22 protein-coding genes and 1 pseudogene are annotated in these 23,112 nt (G+C 48.5%); 21 read left to right on the top strand and 2 right to left on the bottom strand.

What is annotated here, in order from left to right:
* Nucleotides 1-169: 169 nt before the first annotated feature.
* From AC1BI1_RS13740 to AC1BI1_RS13645, 20 genes and pseudogenes are all read left to right on the top strand, one after another.
* The gene (locus AC1BI1_RS13740; RefSeq protein ID WP_476717875.1) at nt 170-1,219 is read left to right on the top strand and encodes a glycosyltransferase family 2 protein; all 1,050 of its coding nucleotides are present in this window, start codon (nt 170-172) and stop codon (nt 1,217-1,219) included.
* The gene (locus AC1BI1_RS13735) at nt 1,216-2,694 is read left to right on the top strand and encodes an oligosaccharide repeat unit polymerase (RefSeq protein ID WP_476717874.1); all 1,479 of its coding nucleotides are present in this window, start codon (nt 1,216-1,218) and stop codon (nt 2,692-2,694) included. Before AC1BI1_RS13740 ends, AC1BI1_RS13735 begins: the two co-directional genes overlap by 4 nt.
* A complete protein-coding gene (locus AC1BI1_RS13730) occupies nt 2,694-3,938 on the top strand; it encodes a glycosyltransferase family 4 protein (protein ID WP_476717873.1) in 1,245 nt (414 codons plus the stop codon). The genes AC1BI1_RS13735 and AC1BI1_RS13730 overlap by 1 nt, the downstream gene beginning before the upstream one ends.
* 57 nt (nt 3,939-3,995) lie before the next feature.
* A complete protein-coding gene (locus AC1BI1_RS13725) occupies nt 3,996-5,165 on the top strand; it encodes a glycosyltransferase family 2 protein (protein ID WP_476717872.1) in 1,170 nt (389 codons plus the stop codon).
* 16 nt (nt 5,166-5,181) lie between these two features.
* Nucleotides 5,182-6,492 carry a UDP-glucose dehydrogenase family protein gene (locus AC1BI1_RS13720; protein WP_476717871.1) on the top strand — a complete coding sequence of 437 codons (1,311 nt, stop codon included), beginning with the start codon at nt 5,182-5,184 and terminating at the stop codon, nt 6,490-6,492.
* A 504-nt stretch (nt 6,493-6,996) separates the two neighbouring features.
* Nucleotides 6,997-8,493 (top strand): mannose-1-phosphate guanylyltransferase, encoded by a 1,497-nt coding sequence (locus tag AC1BI1_RS13715; protein WP_476717870.1) that lies wholly within the window; start codon nt 6,997-6,999, stop codon nt 8,491-8,493.
* A gap of 6 nt (nt 8,494-8,499) precedes the next feature.
* The gene (locus tag AC1BI1_RS13710; protein WP_476717869.1) at nt 8,500-9,894 is read left to right on the top strand and encodes a phosphomannomutase/phosphoglucomutase; all 1,395 of its coding nucleotides are present in this window, start codon (nt 8,500-8,502) and stop codon (nt 9,892-9,894) included.
* Nucleotides 9,887-10,867, top strand: coding sequence for a GDP-mannose 4,6-dehydratase (gmd, locus tag AC1BI1_RS13705; RefSeq protein WP_476717868.1), 981 nt, complete (start codon nt 9,887-9,889; stop codon nt 10,865-10,867). Before AC1BI1_RS13710 ends, gmd begins: the two co-directional genes overlap by 8 nt.
* Nucleotides 10,855-11,802, top strand: coding sequence for a GDP-mannose 4,6-dehydratase (locus AC1BI1_RS13700; RefSeq protein ID WP_476717867.1), 948 nt, complete (start codon nt 10,855-10,857; stop codon nt 11,800-11,802). Before gmd ends, AC1BI1_RS13700 begins: the two co-directional genes overlap by 13 nt.
* A 1,164-nt stretch (nt 11,803-12,966) precedes the next feature.
* On the top strand, nt 12,967-13,425 hold the full coding sequence (locus AC1BI1_RS13695; protein ID WP_476717866.1) for a class I SAM-dependent methyltransferase: 459 nt from the start codon (nt 12,967-12,969) through the stop codon (nt 13,423-13,425).
* 148 nt (nt 13,426-13,573) lie between these two features.
* A complete protein-coding gene (locus AC1BI1_RS13690; RefSeq protein ID WP_476717865.1) occupies nt 13,574-14,731 on the top strand; it encodes a DegT/DnrJ/EryC1/StrS family aminotransferase in 1,158 nt (385 codons plus the stop codon).
* Nucleotides 14,728-15,363 carry a sugar transferase gene (locus AC1BI1_RS13685; RefSeq protein ID WP_476717864.1) on the top strand — a complete coding sequence of 212 codons (636 nt, stop codon included), beginning with the start codon at nt 14,728-14,730 and terminating at the stop codon, nt 15,361-15,363. The genes AC1BI1_RS13690 and AC1BI1_RS13685 overlap by 4 nt, the downstream gene beginning before the upstream one ends.
* A gap of 134 nt (nt 15,364-15,497) precedes the next feature.
* Nucleotides 15,498-17,375 (top strand): polysaccharide biosynthesis protein, encoded by a 1,878-nt coding sequence (locus AC1BI1_RS13680; protein ID WP_476717863.1) that lies wholly within the window; start codon nt 15,498-15,500, stop codon nt 17,373-17,375.
* A 53-nt stretch (nt 17,376-17,428) separates the two neighbouring features.
* Nucleotides 17,429-18,523, top strand: a complete 1,095-nt coding sequence (locus AC1BI1_RS13675; RefSeq protein ID WP_476717862.1) for a tetratricopeptide repeat protein — start codon at nt 17,429-17,431, stop codon at nt 18,521-18,523.
* Nucleotides 18,520-19,359 carry a protein phosphatase 2C domain-containing protein gene (locus AC1BI1_RS13670; protein WP_476717861.1) on the top strand — a complete coding sequence of 280 codons (840 nt, stop codon included), beginning with the start codon at nt 18,520-18,522 and terminating at the stop codon, nt 19,357-19,359. The genes AC1BI1_RS13675 and AC1BI1_RS13670 overlap by 4 nt, the downstream gene beginning before the upstream one ends.
* A 134-nt stretch (nt 19,360-19,493) precedes the next feature.
* Nucleotides 19,494-19,694: pseudogene (locus AC1BI1_RS13665) on the top strand (hypothetical protein); the annotation flags it as partial.
* Between the two features lie 242 nt (nt 19,695-19,936).
* Nucleotides 19,937-20,830, top strand: a complete 894-nt coding sequence (locus tag AC1BI1_RS13660; protein WP_476717860.1) for a Wzz/FepE/Etk N-terminal domain-containing protein — start codon at nt 19,937-19,939, stop codon at nt 20,828-20,830.
* Nucleotides 20,831-20,841: 11 nt separating this feature from the next.
* Nucleotides 20,842-20,928: a hypothetical protein gene (locus AC1BI1_RS13655; RefSeq protein ID WP_476717876.1), complete on the top strand. Its 87-nt coding sequence runs from the start codon at nt 20,842-20,844 to the stop codon at nt 20,926-20,928.
* A gap of 598 nt (nt 20,929-21,526) precedes the next feature.
* Entirely contained in the window at nt 21,527-21,772 is a 246-nt protein-coding gene (locus tag AC1BI1_RS13650) for a FitA-like ribbon-helix-helix domain-containing protein (protein ID WP_476717859.1), read from the top strand.
* Nucleotides 21,769-22,239, top strand: a complete 471-nt coding sequence (locus AC1BI1_RS13645) for a type II toxin-antitoxin system VapC family toxin (RefSeq protein ID WP_476717858.1) — start codon at nt 21,769-21,771, stop codon at nt 22,237-22,239. The genes AC1BI1_RS13650 and AC1BI1_RS13645 overlap by 4 nt, the downstream gene beginning before the upstream one ends.
* A gap of 2 nt (nt 22,240-22,241) precedes the next feature.
* Here AC1BI1_RS13645 and AC1BI1_RS13640 read toward each other — a convergent pair whose 3' ends face one another.
* Together AC1BI1_RS13640 and AC1BI1_RS13635 are read right to left on the bottom strand one after the other, a co-directional pair.
* Nucleotides 22,242-22,490 carry a CopG family antitoxin gene (locus tag AC1BI1_RS13640; protein ID WP_476717857.1) on the bottom strand — a complete coding sequence of 83 codons (249 nt, stop codon included), beginning with the start codon at nt 22,488-22,490 and terminating at the stop codon, nt 22,242-22,244.
* Nucleotides 22,491-22,557: 67 nt separating this feature from the next.
* The gene (locus AC1BI1_RS13635) at nt 22,558-22,755 is read right to left on the bottom strand and encodes a BrnT family toxin (RefSeq protein ID WP_476717856.1); all 198 of its coding nucleotides are present in this window, start codon (nt 22,753-22,755) and stop codon (nt 22,558-22,560) included.
* 155 nt (nt 22,756-22,910) lie between these two features.
* Between AC1BI1_RS13635 and AC1BI1_RS13630 the strand changes: the two genes are divergently transcribed.
* Nucleotides 22,911-23,033: a hypothetical protein gene (locus AC1BI1_RS13630; RefSeq protein WP_476717855.1), complete on the top strand. Its 123-nt coding sequence runs from the start codon at nt 22,911-22,913 to the stop codon at nt 23,031-23,033.
* Nucleotides 23,034-23,112 lie beyond the last annotated feature (79 nt).

The raw sequence follows: 23,112 nt of genomic DNA, 5'->3' as shown, positions 1-23,112 counted from the left end.
CTGGATATTGTTTCCTAGTACCCATTCTGACGCTTAGGACCCCCATTTTTCGTGTCTAGTTTTCTGGGTCCATTATAGGTTGTTAGATCTCGATACTAAACACTTACAAACTTATTTACGATATAAAAGTTCTTCAGACGCATCTTGAGCTCTAAGGTGGTAAATGATTATGGATTCTAAAACAGAAATATGTAACAAAGAAAAAGTATGGCCTAAAGTAGCAATTATTATCCTAAACTGGAACGGTTGGCAAGATACAATTGAGTGTTTAGTGTCTCTCCAATGTATTACCTATCCTAATTATCAAATTATAATTGTTGATAATGGTTCAGAAGATGGCTCTTTAGAGAAGCTAAAACAATGGCTTTTCGCTCAAGGAATGAGAAACAGTAATGACTTTTCTAATACAATCGCCTTGGCCCATCAGTATGGCTTTTTTCAATTTATAATGGCAACTTTTCTTCCGACAGTGAGTAGAGAGGTGTTGATTCCTGTTGTCTTACTCGAGTCGGGTTCTAATCTTGGATATGCTGGAGGCAATAACATCGGCCTTGCCTGGGCAATTGCCGAGGGTTGCAAATACGTTTTGCTCTTAAATAATGATACCAGAGTAACACCTGGATTTTTACAGGAGTTGGTGACAATATCTGAAGAAAGTAATGCCAGTATTGTAGGATCTTTAATAAAAGACAATTCTGGCAAGAGTATTACTTTCGCCAAAAGCAGCTACCCTGCTATGCTTTTTTATTGCGAACGCCAGCGATATGTTCCTAATAGGAGATGGTGGTCCAGTGATCAAGTTGAAGGCTCAGCAATGCTTATTCGGCAAGATCTCTTGTTAGAACGGTGGCGCTCGCTCGGTTATTTTCTTGACGAATCACTTTTTCTTTACTGTGAAGAGATTGAGCTTGGTCTATGGTGCCGTCAAGTCGGTAGGAAAATTGTTGTTGCAGGGGAAGCTATTGTGTATCATAAGGGAGGTGCAAGTTTAGGAGGCCGAGCAAAACCACTTCAATTTTACTACCTCACAAGAAATCGCGTGTTATTGGCACGACGGTACTTACTGGGTCTTGCCAGGATCTTGTTTACGACAATTTATCCACCCTGGAGAATCATTCGGGCTTGTATGTATTTGATGCAAGGTCAGCGAGATGTAGCTTGGGCAATCCTTCAAGGTTTGTTAGACGGTTACAAAGGAAAGATAGGGCCGAGACTATGAGCAAACAAGAAAAAGGGGTTCGAAAGTCTGTTTTCCCTTTTATCTTCTTTGTTTTCTTAGCAGGTCTGTTAGGGTTAGTGGTCAGTATTATATCTTTAAGTTTTATAGAGGCTTTTGAGAGCCGCGGTATTACTTACCTACTTATTGGTTTGTTAGGTCTCATAGTTTTCGGACCGATAGTGCGACGTATTATCCAGTGCTCTCTAGATTTAGCTGAACCAGGTATATGGTTTGCACTTTTTTATTTTGCCCACTTTGGAATTCGGGCAATTTATGATTTAATTTTCGGAAGTCCAATCCTTGGGTTTACGCCCGAAATAAGCGATCTTGGATTGCTTAATAAGGCTCTTAGTGTAAGCATCATTGGTCTTTTTGTTTTTTGGATAGGCTACCATGTCCGCCTTGGAAAAATTATTGCTTATTCTTTACCTATTTTGCCATGCAAATGGGACAGGACTCGTGCATTATACGTTGCACTTCTTTGCATCATCTTTGGCTGGAGCCTTCGTTTCTTTCTTACTTTTTATCAAGCAGGTGGGATAGAAGGTTGGTTGAGGACAAATAAATATGTCCAGCTTGCTCAAGCCCAGGGCACTATATACCTAAGTATCCTTTCAGGCTTAGCAACGGTTGGTCTATTAATTGTTTTCATTTTAGCCAAGATAGAGGGAAATCATAACTACTGGTTTTTATTTAGCCTGCTTCTTGTACCGGAGTTAGCATTCAGATTTATAAGTGGTTCTCGAGCCCAGTTCGTTTTTCTCTTACTGGGGCTTTTGATTGGTTCTTATATGACCTCGAGACGAGACAAGTATATTAAGGTTAGTATGTTATATGGCCGCTGGGCAGTTATATTGCTTGTACTATTTATTCTTCTTTTCCCGCTTCTTTCCGTCCTTCGGGGTGGTACAGCAGACTTAGGGACAACGTTATCACAGGCCTCGAATTTCTGGGAAGATCCCTCACAGCTTTTTAAGCTAATTTGGGCAAGACAGCATGGACTTGACTCCTTAGCAATCATTGTGGAACATGTACCGAGGGAAGAACCATATACCCTATGTTCACACCTTTCGTTTCTGCTGGTGGCTTGGATTCCAAGATACCTTTGGCCTGAGAAGCCAATAATTAGTATTGGGAAAATATTTTATGAAAGATTCTTTCCCCGTATTTTCCATGAAGGAACATCGGTAGCTCTTACACTTCCAGGTGAATTTTATTGGGCTTTCGGTCTTGGTGGTGTAATTTTGGGTATGTTATTTATTGGAGTATTATGGCGCTTTTTGTTTGAGTATCTAATCCGACCCAAGGCAAATCTTTCCAATATTTTAATCATCAGCATGATATTTCCAACATTTTTTGTCGCTGTTGAACAAACCGTTATTGACCTTTTGACTATACATCTTTTTCAGGCCCTTTTGCTAGTATTTATTGTGGTTACTATTCGCGGAAGAACCGTAGGAATGGAGGTAGACTAATGAACATTCTTGTTCTTTCAGATGCATTTTTACCTGATCACACAGGTGGGATTAGTAAAAGCTTATTGCCAGAGGTAGAGGGGCTTGTAGCACGGGGACATCGTGTTGTAGTTGTGAGTAGGCGCTTGAAGCAGGATTTACCATCCCATGAGGTGAGAGATGGCTACGAGCTTTACCGTTATGTGAGCCCTTCTAAAGAAACAATTTTTTATCGGCTTTATCCTATATTCAGTCTTCATCAAATACCCGGATTAGTTGTTCGTTTACATAAGCAATTTCACTTTGACGTAGCTTATATCCACGATGTATTCCAGGCAGTTGGATTTTCGCAATCTACTACCAAGATACCCTATGTATATGTCTTTCATGCACCTATACTCCAAGAGATTGAAATTGATGCTCAGAGGGGGAAGTATGGTTGGAGTACGCCTTTAGTGAAAATAGTAAACCGATGGATTAAGGCAAAGGAATATCAAGCCTTGTCCCGTTCTAACACAGTAATCGTACGAAGCCGGTTTATAGAAGAGGAGATGCATCGGCTCTATAATGAAATTGACAAAGGGAAGATCCTTCGTATCCCGTTAGGAGTGGATACTAGTAGATTTTCTTTTAACGATGATCCTAAAGCCGTTCGCAAGGAATTAGGACTTCCTTTAGATCGACCCATATTACTTACTGTTAGACGGTTGGTAGCTAGAATGGGGTTGGAAAACCTTATTGTTGCTGTCAATCTTGTTGTCAAACAAATTCCTGAAATTCTATTGCTTATAGGTGGTAAGGGATATTTAGAGGCTGAACTCAAGAAATTAATACAAAAACTTCACCTTGAAAATTATGTTCGTATGCTAGGCTTTATTCCTGAGGAAGTATTACCCAAATATTACCAAGCAGCAGATTTGTTTATATTACCTACCTTGGCACTTGAAGGGTTCGGATTATCCACGATTGAAGCATTAAGTTGCGGAACACCTGTCATTGCTACACCAATTGGGGCAAACACAGAAGTACTGTCTCCGTTAGGCAGAGGATTTCTTTGTAAAGATACGACGCCGGAAGCCCTTGCAGAGCGGATCATATGGGGGCTTACACATGGTGTCAATCATGAAATGCGAAAAAGGTGTCGTATTTATTGTGAGACTAATTTCGATATTAAAAAGATTGTTGACTCTATAGAGGAGAGGCTTAGTATGGTAGGAAAAGAAGGTAGGTCTATAATTGAATCTTCAGCCTTACATGAGACATAGTATTGTAAACTATAAAGATCTAACTTATGCCTTCGAACACTCGGAGGGGAAAAGCTGATGATACTTAATGCAATTATTTTTTGGTTCGCACTATTTGGTTTGTTTTATATTTACTTTGGCTACCCACTTCTGCTAGGGCTACTTGCGTTTTTCCGTACAAACCATATAAAGGTGAGTGAAACTTATCAACCCAAAGTTTCTCTTATCATCGCTGCTTATAATGAAGAAACGGTGATTGGCAAGAAGATTAAAAATAGCCTCAAGCTGGATTATCCCAAAGAAAAACTGGAAATTATTGTCTTTTCTGATGCCTCTACTGATCGAACGGATGAGATTGTAAAAAGCTATACAAATGACGGTGTCAAGCTTCTCCGGATCGAGGGACGCAAAGGGAAGACTTATTGCCAGAATAAGGCTGTCAAGATCGCCACAGGCGAAGTCATAGTTTTTTCTGATGCTAACAGCATGTACGAACCGGACGCTATCCGAAAACTTGTCCGCAATTTCATCGATCCAAAGGTGGGTTGTGTCTCTGGTGAGCTTCGATATTTACCTTCAGGAAAAGGGTTGCAAGAGGGTGTCGAAGGGGAGAGGACTTACTGGCAGTATGAACAGATTCTTAAGAGGTTAGAAAGTCGAGTTTCCTCCCTTGTTGGAGCCGATGGAGCAATATATGCGGTGCGAAAGGAATTGTTTGAACCTTTACCCTCTCAGGTCCAAGAGGATTTAGTAAGGCCTTTAAGGCTAGTACAGAAGGGGTACAAGGTTATCTATGAGCCTGAAGCTGTAAGCTGGGAAAGCACGACGCCGAACCTAGGTGCGGAATTTCGTAGAAGGATAAGAATCGTGACACGAGCTGTATATAGCCTAAAGAGTGATAAATTGTTACTTAGCTTATTAAATCCTTTCCGATATGGCTTCTTTGCCATCCAACTTTGGTCACATAGAGTACTACGTTGGCTTTTTGGACTTTTCTTATTGCTCACTTTTGCTTCCAATATTCTTTTGGTAAGACAAAGTTGGATTTATGTCGCCACCATGGCTGGCCAAATAGCTTTCTATCTGTTTGCTATCTGGGGTTTTCTTAGTGAGGTAGTATTAAAGCAGAAGGCGCCCAAATTCGCGCATCTTGCTTATTACTTTTGCCTTTCCTGTTTCGCAATGTTAATAGGAGTATATAATGGCTTGCGTGGTCGCGCTATGATTACTTGGACACCAAGCCGTTGAAACGGAGTGAAATAGGATGAGAATTACAGTAGTAGGGCTAGGATATGTAGGTGCTGTTGCTGCGGCTTCCCTTGCTTATGCCGGTCATGATGTCTTAGGAGTGGATGTTGATTGGAGAAAGCTCTCTGCTTTTCAGCAGGGTGTCTGTCCATTTTACGAACCAGAACTTTCTCAACTTCTCATTGCAGGTTTAAAAGCAGGTCGGCTTCGTTTTCAGCATCCTGAAGAAGTAGCTTCTTCCCTTGGAGAGATTATTTTGGTGGCAGTTGGTACACCATCCCGACCTTATGGGGGTACTGACCTTTCCCAACTTCGTTCAGCCATTAGATGGATCCGGGAGCATTCTTCACATTCGGCGGTTATCGTAGTAAAAAGCACAGTACCCCCGGGAACAGGTGTTCGTTTGGTGGCAGAGGAATTGGCTAATACCGAATTACAGTATATTTCCAATCCTGAATTCCTAAGGGAAGGGCAAGCAGTTTACGATTGGTTCCATCCTGATCGCATCGTGATCGGCGGAGAGGATGAGAAGGCCATCGCTTTAGTTAAAAAGATGTATGAAGGCATTGAAGCTGATATCCTTGTGACCGACATAACGAGTGCTGAGATGATCAAGTACGCCGCTAATGCCTTTCTAGCTACTAAGATCTCCTTCATCAACGAGATCGCTAACTTATGTGATCGGATAGGGGCGAATGTGGACGATGTAGCCCAAGGGATTGGACTTGATCCTCGTATTGGTTTAAGTTTCTTGCGGGCAGGCCTGGGCTATGGAGGTTCGTGTTTTCCCAAGGACATACGTGCTTTGGAATTTCTTTCCACAGTAAAAGAATACAACTTTGAACTGCTCCGTGCAGTAATCAACATTAATAATCGTCAAAGATTGCTTCCTATTCAAGCCTTACAGAAGGTCTTTGGGAGATTGAAAGGGGTAAAAGTGGCTCTTTTGGGGTTAGCCTTTAAGCCGAATACCGATGATGTGAGGGAGGCTCCTGCTTTAGATATCGCCCGACTGCTGAACGAGGAAGGGGGAGAAATAAGAGCTTACGATCCCAGAGCTCTAGAGAATGCCCGCTCCTTGTTACCCACTGAGATTATTTTGTGTAACTCGGCGATGGATGCTTTATGCGGTGCCCAAGCTGCGATCTTGGTAACAGAATGGTCGGAATTCACCAAGCTTCCATGGGAAGAAGTACTTCGGATTATGATGCCTCCACGCTTCGTTTTCGACGGGCGTAATGCACTGGACGGGCGTAAACTCATGCAACTTGGGTTTCGTTATCAAGGTGTAGGCCGAAGTGGCCCCAACTGGGCCCCTACTATCTAGCCCCCTCATAGTGTAAAGTTATTCGTGGGATTCGATGGAAGAAATTGGTGAGGCGGATGTCCAGGATTTTATAGAAATTAAAGTTGGCGGCCTCAAGATCCTGTGTGGTATAGCTCTGCCACCAATGCAGTGTGCCGCAAGAAAGCGCATAGTAAAACCCAAACCGATATGCTATGTATCCCCCGTAGCGTAAAATATAATGTAGTATTTGGCAGGAGAATGGTAAAAAAGAAGAAGCTCACTCCACGTGGGAAGAAAAATTGCAGAAGGAGGATTTTGAGGTTTGATGAAAAACATCCTAAATTAGACAACTCTATTGTTATCTAATAATCGGCTGAACTTCAAGGACTTACTGGTGAACGTAAGCGTGGAACCTGTTGTGGCATAATCTCCATAATGAGGAGGCTGAGCCAGTGTTTGGCAATGATGGCGCGAAGGTTAAAGTAAGGCTTTCTATTCTTACGACTAAGGTTTGGTATAAGGAATGAGGGGAGGAAAGAGTACTTGCACAAAGCCTCAGCAGTGATCATGGCAGGCGGCCGGGGGGAGAGGTTCTGGCCTTATAGCCGCGCTGACTACCCTAAGCAGTTCCTCCCAGTAGTGGGCGAGGGTACCCTTTTACAACAAGCAGTGCGGCGGGCGCTTAGGTTAGTACCTTTGGAAGAGGTATACATAGTCACTAGCCAGGACCTAGTAGATACTGTAAGAGAGCAGGTGCCCGAGTTAAATCCCAGAAACATCATCCTGGAGCCTGTAGGCCGGGATACAGCGCCCTGCATTGGCCTGGCTGCCCTCTACCTTGCCCGCCAGGACCCCGAGCAAGTCATGACAGTACTGCCAGCAGACCACTTCATACCTGATGAAAATCGCTTTATCGATACCCTGCACGTGGCTAAGGAACTAGCCGGTAGCACTGATTGTCTTGTCACCGTAGGTATCCGCCCCACCCGGCCGGAGACAGGCTACGGCTATATCCGCCTGGGCGAGCCCTACCCCGGAGAATGGGGTAAGCCTGTGTTCTGGGTAAAAGAATTTACCGAAAAGCCCAGCGTTGAGAAAGCCCTTTTCTTTTTAAGCACCAATCAATACCTATGGAACAGCGGCATGTTTATCTGGAAGGTAAGGGTGATACTTAAAGCCATTGAGCGCTACTTGCCCGAGCTTTTCCAGGGTTTCAAGCGTATACAAGCTTACCTGGGAAGCGAGAGGGAAGCCCAAATACTGGCCCAAGAATTCCCTATGCTCCCCCGCATATCCATCGATTACGGCGTAATGGAGAAGGCAGATAAGGTTTTGGTGATCCCTGGGGATTTCGCCTGGGACGACCTGGGGACCTGGACAGCCCTGGAAAGGGTGTGCGAGCTTGACGGGCAGGGCAACCTCTTGCAAGCCCAGGCTGTGCTGATGGAGACAGAAGGCAGCGTCATACGAGCCCAGAAAGAAGACAAACTAGTCGTCGCCTTCGGGATGAAAAACGTCCTCATCATTGACACTGAAGATGTGTTGCTGGTAGCCGATAAATCCCGCGCCCCCCAGCTTAAAGAAGTCATCCTAGAACTTAAACGCCGGGGATTAGAACAGTATTTAAGCTCCAAAACCACCAGCGCCGGGGAAGGGGGCAGGCCCCAGGATTTAGGGTTGGCCTTCTTAGAAAACGGAGCCTTCCCCCCTTGCCCTATACAAGAAAAGCCCTGGGGGCGGGAGGTATGGTGGAGCGTCACTGAAAAATATGTAGGCAAGGTGATATACGTCCGGGGAGGGCATTCTTTAAGCCGCCAGTACCACCGCCTGAAGCAAGAAACTATGATGTTCCTCTCTGGAGAAGGGATCTTAGAACTAGGGGAAGAAAAGATCTCCATTTACCCGGGATTAATTGTAGATATTTTACCAGGTACTATACATAGAGTTTCGGCCACTACCGATATTACTTTCCTAGAAGTATCCACACCGGAAATGGATGACGTAGTGCGGCTGCAAGATGAATACGGAAGGGTAGGGTAGAAAAAGATGAATCCACTAGTTTTCCGCGCTTATGATATAAGGGGTAAAGCCGAGGTGGACTTTCCTCCAGAAGAAGTAAAACTTTTGGGCCGGGCGCTGGCCACTTACTTTAAAAGCCGGGGAGAAAAAGAAGTAATAGTAGCCCGGGACAACCGGAAGCACTCCCCCCTTCTCCGCCAAAACCTGGTTGAAGGGCTCATGGCCGGTGGCTGCGGGGTGGTGGATATAGGGGAGAACCCCACCCCTGTCTTTTATTTCTCCCATCACTATTACGGCTTGACAGCCGGGGTCATGATCACCGCCAGCCATAACCCTCCGGAAGATAACGGGTTTAAAATATCCTCCGGGGGAACAACCATACATGGAGAGGAAATCCAAAAAATACGCCGCCTCATGGAACAAAAAGAATTTGTGGGGGGAGAAGGCTATCTAGAAGAGAAAGACCCCAGGGAAGCCTATATAAGCTACATAAAAGAAAGAATAAGGCTGGTTAGACCCCTTAAAGTAGCAGTAGATGCAGGCAATGGAGTAGCCGGGCCCCTGGCGGTAGAGCTTCTTAAAGCCCTGGGCTGCCAGGTAATACCCCTATACTGCGAGCCTGACAGCACCTACCCCCACCACCATCCTGACCCCACCATCCCCGCTAACCTAAAAGATTTAAAACAGGTAGTCCTTTCCGAGAGGGCCGACGTGGGCCTGGCCCTGGACGGGGACGGCGACCGGCTGGGGGTAGTGGATGAGAAAGGGAATATCCTCTGGGGGGATATGCTGCAAATCCTCTTCTGGCGGGAAATACTTCCCCATCATCCAGGGGCGCCGGCTATTGTAGAAGTTAAATGCTCACAAGCTCTAGTAGAAGAGATAGAAAAGCTAGGAGGCCGCCCCTTTTTCTATAAAACTGGCCATTCTTTAATCAAAGCCAAAATGCGGGAGATCGGGGCCCTGTTTACCGGCGAGATGTCAGGCCATTTCTTCTTCGCTGATGAATATTACGGATACGACGATGCCCTTTACGCCGCTGCAAGACTTCTTCGCCTTCTATCCCGGGAAGGTAGGCCCTTATCTAGCCTGCTAGAAGATGTGCCCAAGTATCACGCCACGCCTGAGACCCGCATCCCCTGCCCGGATGAGAATAAGGCAAGTGTAGTGGCAGGGATAGTGGAGCATTTTAAGGAGAGAGGCTATGAGGTTATTGATGTGGACGGCGCAAGGGTTATATTCCCTGAAGGCTGGGGGCTAGTGCGGGCTTCCAATACCCAGCCGATCCTGGTGGCTAGATGCGAGGCAAAAACTATGGAAGAGCTAAAGAAGATATGCACCATTATGGAAGAAGCGCTTTTGAGGTTTCCGGGTGTAGGCGAGAATAAACCTCTAAGTATAGGAGGGAAAGCTTTTGCCTAAAGCAGCACTGATAACCGGCATTACAGGGCAAGATGGCGCCTACCTGGCCAAATTTTTGTTAGAGAAGGGCTACCAGGTTTACGGGGCCTTCCGCCGCTCTAGCACCGTTAACCTAGAGCGCCTGGAGTATCTAGGGATAAAAGATAGGGTAAACCTGGTTCCCTTAGATCTGCTAGATCTAGGGAATATCACCCGCGTTTTAGAGAAAGTCCAGCCTGATGAAGTATATAACCTGGCCGCCCAGAGCTTTGTAGCCGTATCCTTTGACCAGCCCCTAGCAACAGGGGAGATCACAGGACTAGGCGCAGCCCGGATGCTAGAAGCTATCCGGATCGTTAACCCGAAAATAAAGTTCTACCAGGCCTCCTCCAGTGAAATGTTTGGCAAGGTGCAGTGGGTACCCCAAAACGAAAAAACTCCCTTTCACCCGCGCAGTCCTTACGCAGCGGCTAAGCTTTACGCCCACTGGATGACGGTCAACTACCGGGAGGCCTACGGGATTTTTGCCTGCTCTGGTATCCTCTTTAACCACGAGTCCCCCTTGCGGGGTCTTGAATTTGTAACTAGGAAAATAACCCATACGGTGGCGCGCATAAAGCATGGATTGGCAAATCAGTTAAGGCTTGGTAATCTTGAAGCCAAAAGGGACTGGGGCTACGCCCCGGAATATGTGGAGGCCATGTGGCTTATGCTGCAATCTGACGAGCCCGATGACTACGTGGTTGCCACCGGTGAGACCCATAGTGTCCGAGAATTCGCCGAAGAGGCATTTGCCTGCGTGGGCCTTAACTGGAAGGATTACGTGGTGGAGGATCCCGCTTTTTACCGCCCAGCGGATGTGGAGCTTCTGGTGGGCGATGCTACCAAGGCGCGGGAGAAGCTGGGCTGGCAACCGCGCACTACTTTTAAGGGACTGGTGCGGATAATGGTGGAGGCCGATTTGGAGAGGGTAAAAAAAGAATGCGGGCACTAGTTACCGGCGCGGCCGGATTTGCTGGCCGTTACCTGGTCAAATTTCTTTTAGAGAAAGGGTATACTGTCCTGGCTACCTGCCATAGCCAGCAGCCGGATGTTTCTTTCCTGGCAGGCGCGCTCATACAGCGCGTGGACATCAGGGAGAGAGAAGGGTTGTTTTCTCTCATAGCTAATTTTTTGCCAGAGGAGATTTATCATCTTGCTGGCATTGCCGTCGCCACAGGAGAAGATAGGCAGCACTATTACCAGGTTAACCTGCAGGGTACTTTAAATCTTTTCGAAGCGGTCCGCGAGGCTGCCCCACAGGCCCGGGTGCTTTTTGTTAGCTCTGCTACCGCTTATGGCATTGTCCCGTTGGAGAAGCAGCCCATCGTGGAGGAACAACCCCTAGCACCTCTAAACCATTATGCTGCCAGCAAAGCAGCTGCCGAGGCCGCAGCCTGTGCTTATGCTGCCGAGGGGCTCCATATTATCCGGGCTCGCCCCTTTAACCATACTGGTCCTGGCCAGGGCAACGATTACGTCTGTTCTCATCTAGCCCAAAAGGTGGCTGAAATTGCCTTGGGCCGCTCGGAGGCGGTAGTCACTGCTGGGAACCTAGATGCCGCCCGGGATTTTACCGACGTGCGGGACGTGGTGCGTGCCTACTGGTTGCTTCTGCAAAAGGGCCGTCCTGGCGAGGTTTACAATGTTTGCAGCGGCAGGGTTTATACGGTAAGGGAAATCGCTAGGATGCTAGGGGAAATTGCAGATGTAAGGTTTTCCCTACATTCCAGCCCAAAACTAAAACGTAAAACCGATATAACATTGCTCTCTGGCTCTGCCGCCAAGATCAACTGCGAAACGGGCTGGATATCGGAGATACCCTTCTGCCAAACTCTTGCTGATTTGTTTAGCTGGTGGCGGGATATTATTCTTCGGAATATGCAATAATCTTATGGACAAACGACAGAGGGATTTCTGATGATGGATCACCGGGGTCTATTTTTTAGGCTTCCGGTGCGAGAGGGGAAGCTGAGAGAGGGACTACAAGGTAAATTTCTAAGGTACCTTAAACCTTTTCGAGGCAATAAATGAAGTTGCCTCACAAGCCCGGATTCTATGTGTCGGTTCGGTTGGTGCTTACAGCATTGTCACACTGGAAATGCCACCTACCTCTTGGGACCTGTAAACCACTATGCTGCCAGCACGGTTACTGATGTGACGGCTTGCGCCTACCCTACCGTGGGACTGAACGTCGTTCGGGCACGCTTTTTTAATCACATCGGCCTGGGCTAGAGTACTGCTTCTGTTTGCTTACACTGGGTCGTACTGACCCTTAATTACCGCTGAGGACGACGCCGCCCGGGATTTTACTGACGTACGGGACGTGGTACACGCTACTGGCTGCTCCTGTAGCACGGCCGTCCTGGTGAGGCCTGCAACGTCTGTAAGGGGAAGGTTTACACGGTAAGAGAAGTAGCGGGGATGCTGACCGAAATCGCTGGTATACAGATTATCTTGAACTCTATTGTAAACTTCAGCATAAAACCGACATCCCGCTTCTGCGGGGCTCTACTCTTAAAGATCAACCGTAAAACAGGGTGGATACCGGAAATACCTTTGAAATACCTTTTCAGAAGACCTTGGCGGAACTAGTAGAATGGTGGCGGGAAAAGATGAAGTATAAAAGTGATGCTGAAAGAACTTGGTCGGACTCAGGACAAAAAATAGTATTACACCCGAATTTGGTTATTTTTAAGCTGTAAAGCTTGAGTTTTTGTGCAAAGTGGTAGAAGATCCGGTAATCCAGGCTATAAAGTGGGACATAGAAAAGCATCTGGTAAGCAAGAAAGCTGTGGAGCGAAACCCATTAGTTGGTCGGCTTGTTGTTTCCTTAGTAAAATACCTTTTCTTAAAACTTAATTTTAATCACCGATCCATAAAGGTAAAGGGACCCAAGGAGGCTAGGTTTGTATACACAGCAAATTTTTCTCGTTCTCTCCCCCTACCATAAGGGAGGAAGAGATTGAAGTTGAACGGATAAAAGAACGCTATGCGCGTCAGAAACAGCTTGCGGTCGACCAGTACTCCTATTTCAACAGTGGTAACCTCTTCATGGTGCAGGAAAGAGAGCGTGCTGTGCTGGCGCTGTTACGAAAGCACGGTATGACTCCGCTGACGGAACGGAAGATATCGGATGTGGGCTGTGGGACGGGAGGATGGCTACTGGATTTTGTCCGGTGGGGTGCTCGACCTGAGAATCTTTTCGGGGTGGAACTTCTCGAGGAGCGGGTTTGGGAAGCCAAGGTGCGGGTGCCCCGTGCTAACCTGATCCACGGCAACGCTGAACAACTCCCCTTTGCCAGCGATACCTTCGATATTGTACTGCAGTCTACCGTGTTTACTTCGATTCATGATGCTCTAATGAAGAGCCGCATCGCCCAGGAGATGATGCGTGTGCTAAAGAAGGGAGGCTTGATCCTATGGTACGACTTCCGGTACAACAACCCGTGGAACCCGGACGTGCGGGGTGTGAAGAAATCCGAAATCGATCGGCTTTTTGAGGCCTTGTGAAAGAGTAAACACTGGCGCCTCCCATAGTGCGCCGCTTGGCACCTCATAGTTGGTTAGCCTGCTATCTACTTAGCGGAGTTCCCTTCTTGAGGACACATTATCTGGTGGCGATGCGGAAGGTAGCGGCAGCTCAAGGAGGCTGGGAAAGATGCGCAGCACCTTTCTTGCGTTCTCACCTCCAACCATAGGGGAGGAGGAAATTCAGGAGGTCGTAGATACATTACGCTCCACCTGGATCACCACCGGTCCCAAAACGAAGCGGTTCGAGCAGGAATTCGCAGCCTACCTAGGAGCTCCTGGTGCTCTGGCTCTCAACTCCTGTACTGCGGCGCTGCATACCGCCCTGGTCACTCTGGGAATTGGTTCCGGGGACGAGGTCATCACCACGCCCATGACCTTCGCTGCGTCGGTCAACGTAATCGAGCACGTGGGGGCCCGGCCGGTGTTGGTGGATGTAGAGCCCGATACGCTTAACATCGACCCAGTGAAGGTAGAGGCTGCCATTACTTCACGGACCAAGGCCATCATACCGGTGCACTACGCCGGTCACCCGGTGGACTTGGATTCCATCTACGAGCTAGCGCAAGCCCACAATCTGACTGTAATCGAGGACGCCGCCCATGCCCTGCCGGCTAAGTACAAGGGCCGGTATATCGGCTCGGCAAACAACCCAGTGGCCTTCAGCTTCTATGCCACCAAGAACCTAACAACAGCTGAAGGGGGGATGCTTACCGGAGATCCCGAGTTCCTGGAGCGGGCCCGCATCGTCAGCCTCCACGGGATGAGCCGGGATGCCTGGAAGCGGTACGACAAGGGAGGTAGCTGGTACTACGAGGTGCTGCTTCCCGGCTTCAAGTACAACATGACAGACATCCAAGCGTCTCTGGGCCTTTGGCAACTGCGAAAGTTGGCCGGCTTTCAGCAGCGGCGGCGTGAGGTGGTGGCCGCTTATAACCAGGCGTTCAGAGATGTTGAGGCTTTAGAGCTTCCGGTTGAACGTCCGGAGGTTGAGCACGCCTGGCACCTGTACGTGCTCAGGCTGCGCCTCGAAGCCCTCCGGATCACGCGGGATCAGTTCATCGAGGAGCTCAAGGCCCGCAACATAGGCACCTCGGTGCACTTCATCCCCATCCACCTACACCCGTACTATAGGGATAAATATGGCTATCGCCCAGATGATTTCCCCGTGGCTTACAGCAACTACCAGCGCATGTTGAGCCTGCCTTTAAACCCGAGCCTGTCGGATCAAGACGTGACCGATGTTATCGAAGCGGTACTGGATGTGGTGAGGGCTTACCAACGATGAAGTGGTCGAAGCGACTTTTTGATCTTTTCTGGAGCCTTCTGGGACTCGCCGTGCTCTGGCCGCTGTTTTTGTTGATCGCTATCCTCATCAAGCTTGAGGATGGCGGTCCGGTATTCTTTCGCCAGGAGCGGTTGGGCTATAAGGGTCGTCCTTTTTACATATGGAAATTCCGAACCATGGTTGTCGATGCAGAAAAACGTGGGAAACCTTTGACGGTTGGGCGGGACCCACGTATAACGCGAATAGGGTACTGGCTGCGCAAGTTCAAGCTAGACGAGTTGCCACAGTTGATTAACGTGGTATTAGGCCAAATGAGCTTGGTCGGGCCGCGGCCAGAAGTACCCCAGTACGTGACCCTTTATACGCCGGAACAGCGGAGGGTGTTGGAAATGGTACCAGGAATTACCGACCCGGCCTCCATCGCTTACCGTCACGAAAGTGAGCTATTAGCTAGTTCACCTGATCCTGAGCGGACATATATAGAACAGATTATCCCAGAAAAAATAAGACTGAATCTGGAGTACGCCCAACGAGCCACACTTTGGACAGATTTGATGGTCATCCTGCGAACAATTATTAGGGTTGGAGCCGGGAGGAGTGACGGACCAGGTAGATACTCACATACAGCCTAACTCCGCAAATGTTAGGGGGGACCTGTATTGCCATACCGTTCCATAATGATTTAACATTAGAAGAGATAGACTATGTTGCTTATGTGCTGAAGAAGGCCTTACAGGAATGTTGAGATCAGGAAGTGAGCTCTATTATGAAAAGAGCTGTGCGCAGAACAGTACGCATCTGGCTGCTTATTGCGATTGACGTGCTGCTTATAAATCTCGCCCTTTTTCTGGCCTTATGGCTGCGCTTTGAAAATGTTTTTTCTCCCCGGAATATAAGATACTTGCAAGATGCCATAAGGCTTGCGCCGCTCGCCACATGCATCTATATAACCTGCTTCTATTTGTTCCGGCTTTATCATCGCCTCTGGCGCTATGCCAGTATAGGGGAACTTTTGTCCATTACTGGGGCTACGGCCGTGGGGACTATGGCGGTGGTTTCCTGGTCTTACTTTCGCATGGTTCCCGGCCATTTTCCCCTACCGCGGAGCATCTTCGTACTGTGGGGGCTCCTTATAGTTGCTCTGGTGGGGGCTTCACGCCTTTTCTGGCGCCTGCTGCGCGAGTATCCCTTCCCGGGTTTAAAAGGTGGACAAGCAGTACTGATTATGGGGGCAGGGGATGCCGGGGCCATGGTGGCCCGTGAGCTCCGAAGCAGAAATGGAGGGGATATAAGGCCCATCGGCTTTGTGGATGACGATCCCCTAAAGCAAGGTAGGCAGCTATATGGCCTGCCCGTCCTGGGGACTAGGGAAGACATTCCCCGGTTGGTGGAGCAGTTTGGAGTAGAGGAGATCATCATCGCTATGCCTTCTGTCCGGGGCCGGATCATCCGCGAGATCGTGGAAATCTGCCATGGGACGGGGGCGAGGCTACGGATTCTACCCGGCATGTATGATTTGATTGAAGGCAAGGTAAAGGTGGACCCCATACGCGAGGTGCGTATAGAAGATATTCTGGGCCGGGAGCCCGTACAGGTCGATTTAGAAGCTATCGCCGGCTACTTGAGTGGTGAAGTGGTGCTCGTCACCGGGGCCGGCGGCTCCATAGGCTCTGAACTCTGCCGCCAGGTGGCCAGTTTCCAGCCTAGACTTTTAATACTTCTGGGCCGGGGCGAGAACAGTATTTACGAGATTGAGCAGGAGCTAAGCGCAAGTTTCCCGGAAGTAAACCTGGTCCAGGTTATCGCCGATGTGCGGGATGAGGCGGCCATAGACTACATTTTTAGAAAATACAGGCCGGCGGTTGTCTTCCACGCAGCAGCTCATAAACACGTGCCTCTTATGGAGGTTAACCCGGCTGAAGCGGTGAAGAACAACGTGCTGGGAACTTGGGGAGTGGCTCAGGCTGCCGATAAGTATAAAAGTAAAATATTTATTCTTATTTCTACGGATAAGGCCGTTAAGCCTACCAGCGTAATGGGCGCCTCCAAACGGGTAGCCGAAATGATTGTGCAGTACATGGCTAAGAAAAGCCGCACCCGCTTTGCCGCGGTGCGCTTCGGGAACGTGCTCGGAAGCCGCGGTAGTGTAGTGCCCTTGTTCCAGCGCCAGATAGCTCAAGGAGGCCCGGTGACTGTAACCCATCCTGAGATGACCCGGTATTTTATGACCATACCCGAAGCAGTGCAGCTGGTCATCCAGGCCGGGGCCCTGGCCCGGGGCGGGGAGATCTTTGTGCTGGATATGGGCGACCCGGTGAAAATAGTGGACCTGGCCCGTAACATGATTATCCTTTCGGGTTATGAGCCCGGGGAAGACATTGAAATAGTCTTTACCGGTATTCGACCGGGAGAGAAACTCCACGAGGAGCTCTTCACCGCCGAGGAAAAGATCAATACCACCTCCCATGAGCGTATCCTTATAGCGCACCCCGAGGAGATAGACGAAGTGGGCTTGGAAAAATTCCTGCGCTTAGTCTCGAGGCCGGATTGGAAGCCTGAAATGGAGGAAGTGGAGGAAGCGCTAAGAATGGTTTTGCCCGGGTTTAGGATGGAAGGGGAACGTAAGAAAGTACAGGTGGGCTGACAGGTTTTTCGGTAAAAAGAGGTTACAGTTAGACTGAGTAAAGGGCGATTAGGATGAAAACAAGCCTATATGTGCTGTTGGACAAGTTGAAGGAAGAAAAGACCCCGGAAGCATTGAGAGATTTATTAGCCAGTCTCCCTTCGGAGACCGATAGGGAGTTTGAAGTATTACTTACCAAAGTGGCGCAAATTCCAGGAATTGATGGGTTGTTTTACCAGGTCCTTGAGGAGGCCCTTAAAGAAGGCAACGAGGTAGTAGATGATCGATCTAGAAAAATTGCCTATGCCGGTTTCTACGGCCTTAATATTTATTACCGCCATGCCCGGGATATAACTAAGGTTGGTAAACTGATAGAGCAGTATCAAGAGCTTTTCGGTGGTCATCCCACGTTTCCCCACGTTCTTTCTTTATATTACCGGAGCACGGGGAAACAACAGGATTTGTATAGGGCCTTACACTATGCGCGACAGGCTGCCAATGCCGTGCGAAACCATGCCGGGATACTACATTCTTTAGCGGAAATCTTGATTAATCTAATCGATGAAGGGGTGATCGAGCGCGAAAGTAATCTGGCCGAAGCGGAGGCAGCCATAAATGAGGCTCTCCACCTTGATCCTGACTATCCCAAATTCTATAGCACTAAATCTCAATTGCTGGCGCTAAAGGGAAGTTTTGCTGAAGCCAAGGAGTTAGTCCAGAGAGCCATAGACATGGAAGATTCCAGCGCCTTTGATTATTCCATCCGCTTGAACGGATACTACTATCTCTTGGCTAAAATCCAGTTAATGGAATTTAGCAAAAAAGTTGAAGAGAAGTTGAGTTATGCCACTGATTATATAGCCCAAGCGCGCCGGGAAACTGAGGAACAGCTTAAGCAATTCAGAAACGAGAGCTTACAATTCCTGGGATTGTTTGCAGCTATTGTCTCCTTTACGGTCGGCAGTATTCAGTTTATTGCCAAGCAGCCTTTTGAACAGGGGATATTGCTGTTGCTGGTCTTCAGTGGAAGTTTACTGTGCATTTACGCCGGCTTGAGTATAATGTTGTACGGGAAGTCGGGTTGGTATAGGATAATCGCGATACTGTTGCTGGCAGCAGTCCTGATATTGGGTCCTGTCTTAGCCTTAAGAGGTGTATTCCTGGGATGAAATTAAGCAGGCTAGAGGCGATTTCTCTATCCGGAGGCCCGGTGAATCATGACCTTTACGGGTATGAGAACAATACTTTCTGGGTTATGGACGGCGCCACCCCGCTCTCCCCAAGTTATACCCCGTCCGCAGACGCAGAGCTGCGCGGGTTAATGGATAGGCTGGAGCAGGTTATTCGTAGTAAGTCTAAGGAAGTGAGTTTAAGTTTAAACGAAATCATGATCTCGGCTGCCCAAGAGATTGAACGAGATCTGGGGGACATGAAGGGTCGGAAGCGCTGGGAGTTGCCCAGCTGCGCGGTGGCCGTAGTCAGGATACATGAGAAACATATAGAGTACCTGGTCCTGGGTGATGTGGTGGTAGCTCTCAGGAGCAATGGGGTTTTAAAAGTAATTACCGACGACTCCGTAAAACATCTTGATGAGATGGCCATTAAGGAAAAGTTACATTTGCAATTAACCCAAGGAATGTCAAGTTCGGCCGCCAGGGAAGCGATTCTACCCCTTCTCCAGGAAAACCGGGCGCTAATGAACGAGCCCGGTGGATACTGGATTTTTAATGGAAGCGTTGTAGCGGTAGAACACGCTTTAAGCGGAGTACTACCTGTAGAAAATGATACTCAGCTTCTGCTGGCCACTGACGGTTTTTCGCGGCTGGTCGATACTTTTCCTGCCTATCCTTCTTGGGCGTCTTTACTGGAGGCGTTGAAGACCAGCAGCCTAGAGAGAATGGCAAATATGTTGCGGGAAATAGAAGAAAGCGATCGTGAATGTTTAAAGTACCCCCGGTTCAGCACGTTCGATGATGCTACGGCAATCTATGTGGAGTTAGAATAAAGAGCGTTGAGAGAAGGGGCCAAGCAGGGATGCGGGTACTAGTGATCGGCAGAGCCGGATATATCGGCAGCCATACGGTATGGCAACTGGTGAAGGCAGGGCACGAGGTAATGCGAAGGAAAGTTCGGTGCCGGGTAGGACCACGGCGGCAGGGCGATCCCGCTGTACTGGTGGCCTCAGCGGAAAAAGCGGTGGCCGAGCTAGGCTGGCGGCCTCAGTACGCGAGCCTGGAAGATATTATTGTTACCGCCTGGAAATGGCACAGCACCCATCCATACGGGTTTTCTGGAATAATAATAAGAGGTAGTCTTGTCTGTCTAACGCAGCGAACGTAGCTACCCTGAACCTGGGAGCGTATGCTCATCCGGTTGGGCTTCTACGGGGCAGGAAACCCCTGGCTTATACCGGAGGAATGGTGGCGCCAGGATACGGGAATAGAGGTGGTGGGGATGGAGTATTTTAAGCTTTTGTGGTAGTGGGTGAGGTATGGAGTGCGGACGGGATGGCTTGTCCCCTAGGCGGGTGCCTAGGTTAGAGGATAGAGGACAATATGTAAGAAAGGAGTAGTCGAGAGCTCATGAGCGTTCCAGAAGCTAAGCCTATATACGAGTATTACGGCGATGAAATAGAGTTGCGAGAGCTCTTGCTCGCTATCTGGCGCCAGCGGTGGCTGGTCATTGGTGCTACACTGGCTTGCGTCTTAGTTGCTGTACTCGTAAGCCTTGCTTCACCCCAGGTTTACCAGGTTGAAGCTCTAGTAGAGCTGGATAAGCCGGAAGAAGAAAGGATTGTGGATAGCGCTGGTAAAATAGTGCAGGCGACAATATTAAGACAAAACGAAGCTAGGGAAAGTTTGGAAAGTCGGGCGTTACTAAACGAAGCCCTAAAAAAATTATCGTTACCTGCCGACCCTCGCACCTTCCAACCGCGCGGGCAAGTTGTAAAGGATACTAATTATATAAAGTTTTCGCTGGAGGGCAGGGATCCGGGGCAGGTAAAAGCCGTGGCTGAGAAGATGCTGGCCCTTTTTCTCGAACAGCGAGATAAGGTTTATAGGGAACGCCGCGCACCTCTGGAGAAAAATTTAACTAAAATCCTTCGCGACCTAGAAGAAGCCCAGGCCACAAGGGAAAAAATCGAGCAGATTATCTCCACACTGGAGAAGTCTTCTTTAAGCGAGATAGAGAAGAAGCTTTATGCCTTGCAGTTGACTCAGCTTAGCAGCGCCCAGGCCCAGGAAAAAGTGGGGTTGATAGCTCAATATCTTTCCCTTCAGGAAAAATTGGCCGCCCTGCACCCGGCCAGGGTAGTAGATGCTGTCAGCGATCCTATAAAGGTTAGGCCGCGGCTAGCACTCAATGCCGCAGTAGCCCTGATGCTGGGCCTGATGCTGGGCATCTTTGCGGCTCTAGTGAGGAACTGGTGGAGCTACCCTGAAAAGCAGGATTTGCAGGGTAACCTGGGAAAATAAAAGCTCTTTCCTTGAAGGACCTTGATGAGCTGGCGGAGAAGGTGTTCGAGGTGACCGGTGAAAGCGACCTTAAGAGATTTTTGGGCCTGAACCATTGAGGAAGGTGAGAACGCCTCTGCTCGCCGGCTTCTGAGGCTTCTTAGACTTCTTGGGCGACGAAAAGGGGTTTAGTCTTTGGGGGTAGCCTGTTTGTTGTGCCGCGGTTTAAAGTGTCAGAACAGACAGCCACTTGACCAGATACCTGTATCCCTAAGACCATTCTTAGCTGGTGATTGGGAGTGGAGCCATTGTTTATCTATCGATGATTCCGATATCTGGATGGCGTTAAAAATTTGGCAGGAAAGCCCAGACCCCATCCTATCTGATCTGTCCAGGCGGATTTTATACAGGGAGCTATTCAAACCTATTGCGATTATAGAAAATCCTCCTGTTAGAGTGTGAGCCGAGAGAAGAATTCAAACAGGGGTACCCAGTAAAGTGTCCCGACTGTGGAAACCCGCGCCTGGTATTGGGCGAGTACGAAGGTGCGGACACTAGGTGTCCGCGATGCAAACAGGGAAATCTTATTGGTAGGTTGGAGTGGATCCGACTTACCCGGCTTTGAGCCCGGAAGAGGAGAAGGAAGTGGAGGAGATGACCGGTTGTTGTGCGGGATGGCAAATGTTATAATTAAGCTATCAAAATGATAGCAAGGGGGTGCCGGCTCTGCCCGATGTCCTCATCCGAAATGTACCCAAGGAGGTTTTAACTATTTTAAAGCAGCGGGCAGCTGCTAAAGGCCGATCTTTACAGATGGAATTGCATAAAATTCTGGAAGAAGCCGCTAAGGAAAAAAGCCTGGACGGCCTCAAACTGGCTGCCGAGATAAGGAAGCAATTGCAGGTAAAAGGGAAAAGCTACAGCGACAGTGTTGATTTAATCAGAGAGGATAGGGAAAGGTGAAAATAATTGTTGTAGATGCCAGCGTTGCTGTTAAATGGTACATCCCCGAATCCCAATGGGAGGCGGCAGTAGAATTTCTGGAAAGGGCGGCAAAAGGCGACTGCCATTTATGGGCACCAGAACTGATTTATGCTGAAGTGGGCAATGTCTTGTGGAAAAAGTGTATGCGCGGCGAAATTGACGGGGAAGACGCCCGTAAGATATTAGAGGCCGTGGTTCAGGAATTCCCTGCTAGGGTTGCCGAAATGCAGCCTTTGCTTCCCGCTGCCTTTGAGATTGCTTGCGGTTACAAGCGGACGCTGTATGACAGCTTGTATATTGCCCTGGCGGTGGCAAAAACCGGAGTATTCATCACGGCTGACGAAAGGCTGGTCAATGCTTTGAGGCCTACTTCCCTTAGCCAGTTTGTATGTTCGCTGCAGGATTACATAAAGGGGTTTAAGCCCGGAAGAGGAGAAGCAGACTGAAATTACAACTTTTTTGCCACAAAGCGCCTTACGGCTGCGCGGATTAGGCTTGTATAACCCAACCCCAGCATCTTTGCCCGGCGCTTTAGTTCGTCCAGGTCTTCCTTGGGCAACCTGACTGTGACAGCTATCATCTGCCGTTGGGGTTTTTTACCAACCAGTTCTAACCCTTCAAGTTCAGTTATATCGGTTTCATCGAAGAATTCGGCGAGCACATGGAGATCATCTGTGTCGGGCGGGTATTTTTTCATTTAACTTTCCTCCTTCTATACTGTCGTCTTTCTTTTTGAGACATGTCGCGTGCTGTGACTGGAAGGGCTATACCTTCTCCTTGATCCAGAAGCACGACTGCCAAATATCTGCCACTTGCGGTGCGGCCAAGTACATAATAGGACCACGCAATAGAATAGCATGGGGATCGTCGAATACAGCTTCTTCAACTTCTTCTGGTGTTATTCCGTGTTTCTGCTCGATGTGAGATATCCTATCCTGGCGCCAGCGAATAGTGTGAAACAAAAGAGCTTCACCTTCCATATCACATTGTAATACAACCATAATCGGTCAGAGAAAAGTAGTATTGTAGGAACACCTTAGCTGGGGCTGACCAACCCCAAGCCTGGAGGGCCTCACCGGCTCTTAACTTAGCGACGTCTAATGGAGAGTTTACAAGAATGCTGACCAGAATGCGGCTAGACCCAGCGAAGCTGGGACTTATAACCGCGATATTTGATACTTACTTAGGTTTAAGCCCGGAAAAGGAGAAGGAAGTAGAGGAGATTCTACATAAGGAATGAAGGTAACCGTCAAATATAACCCACTTTTTGCCCTTACGTAAGATAAGAATAAAGAACCCCCACCGATTTCTGAGATGGG

This window comes from Thermanaeromonas sp. DSM 22490 (genome assembly GCF_056378755.1).
This window is presented reverse-complemented; position numbering and strand designations above follow the sequence as displayed.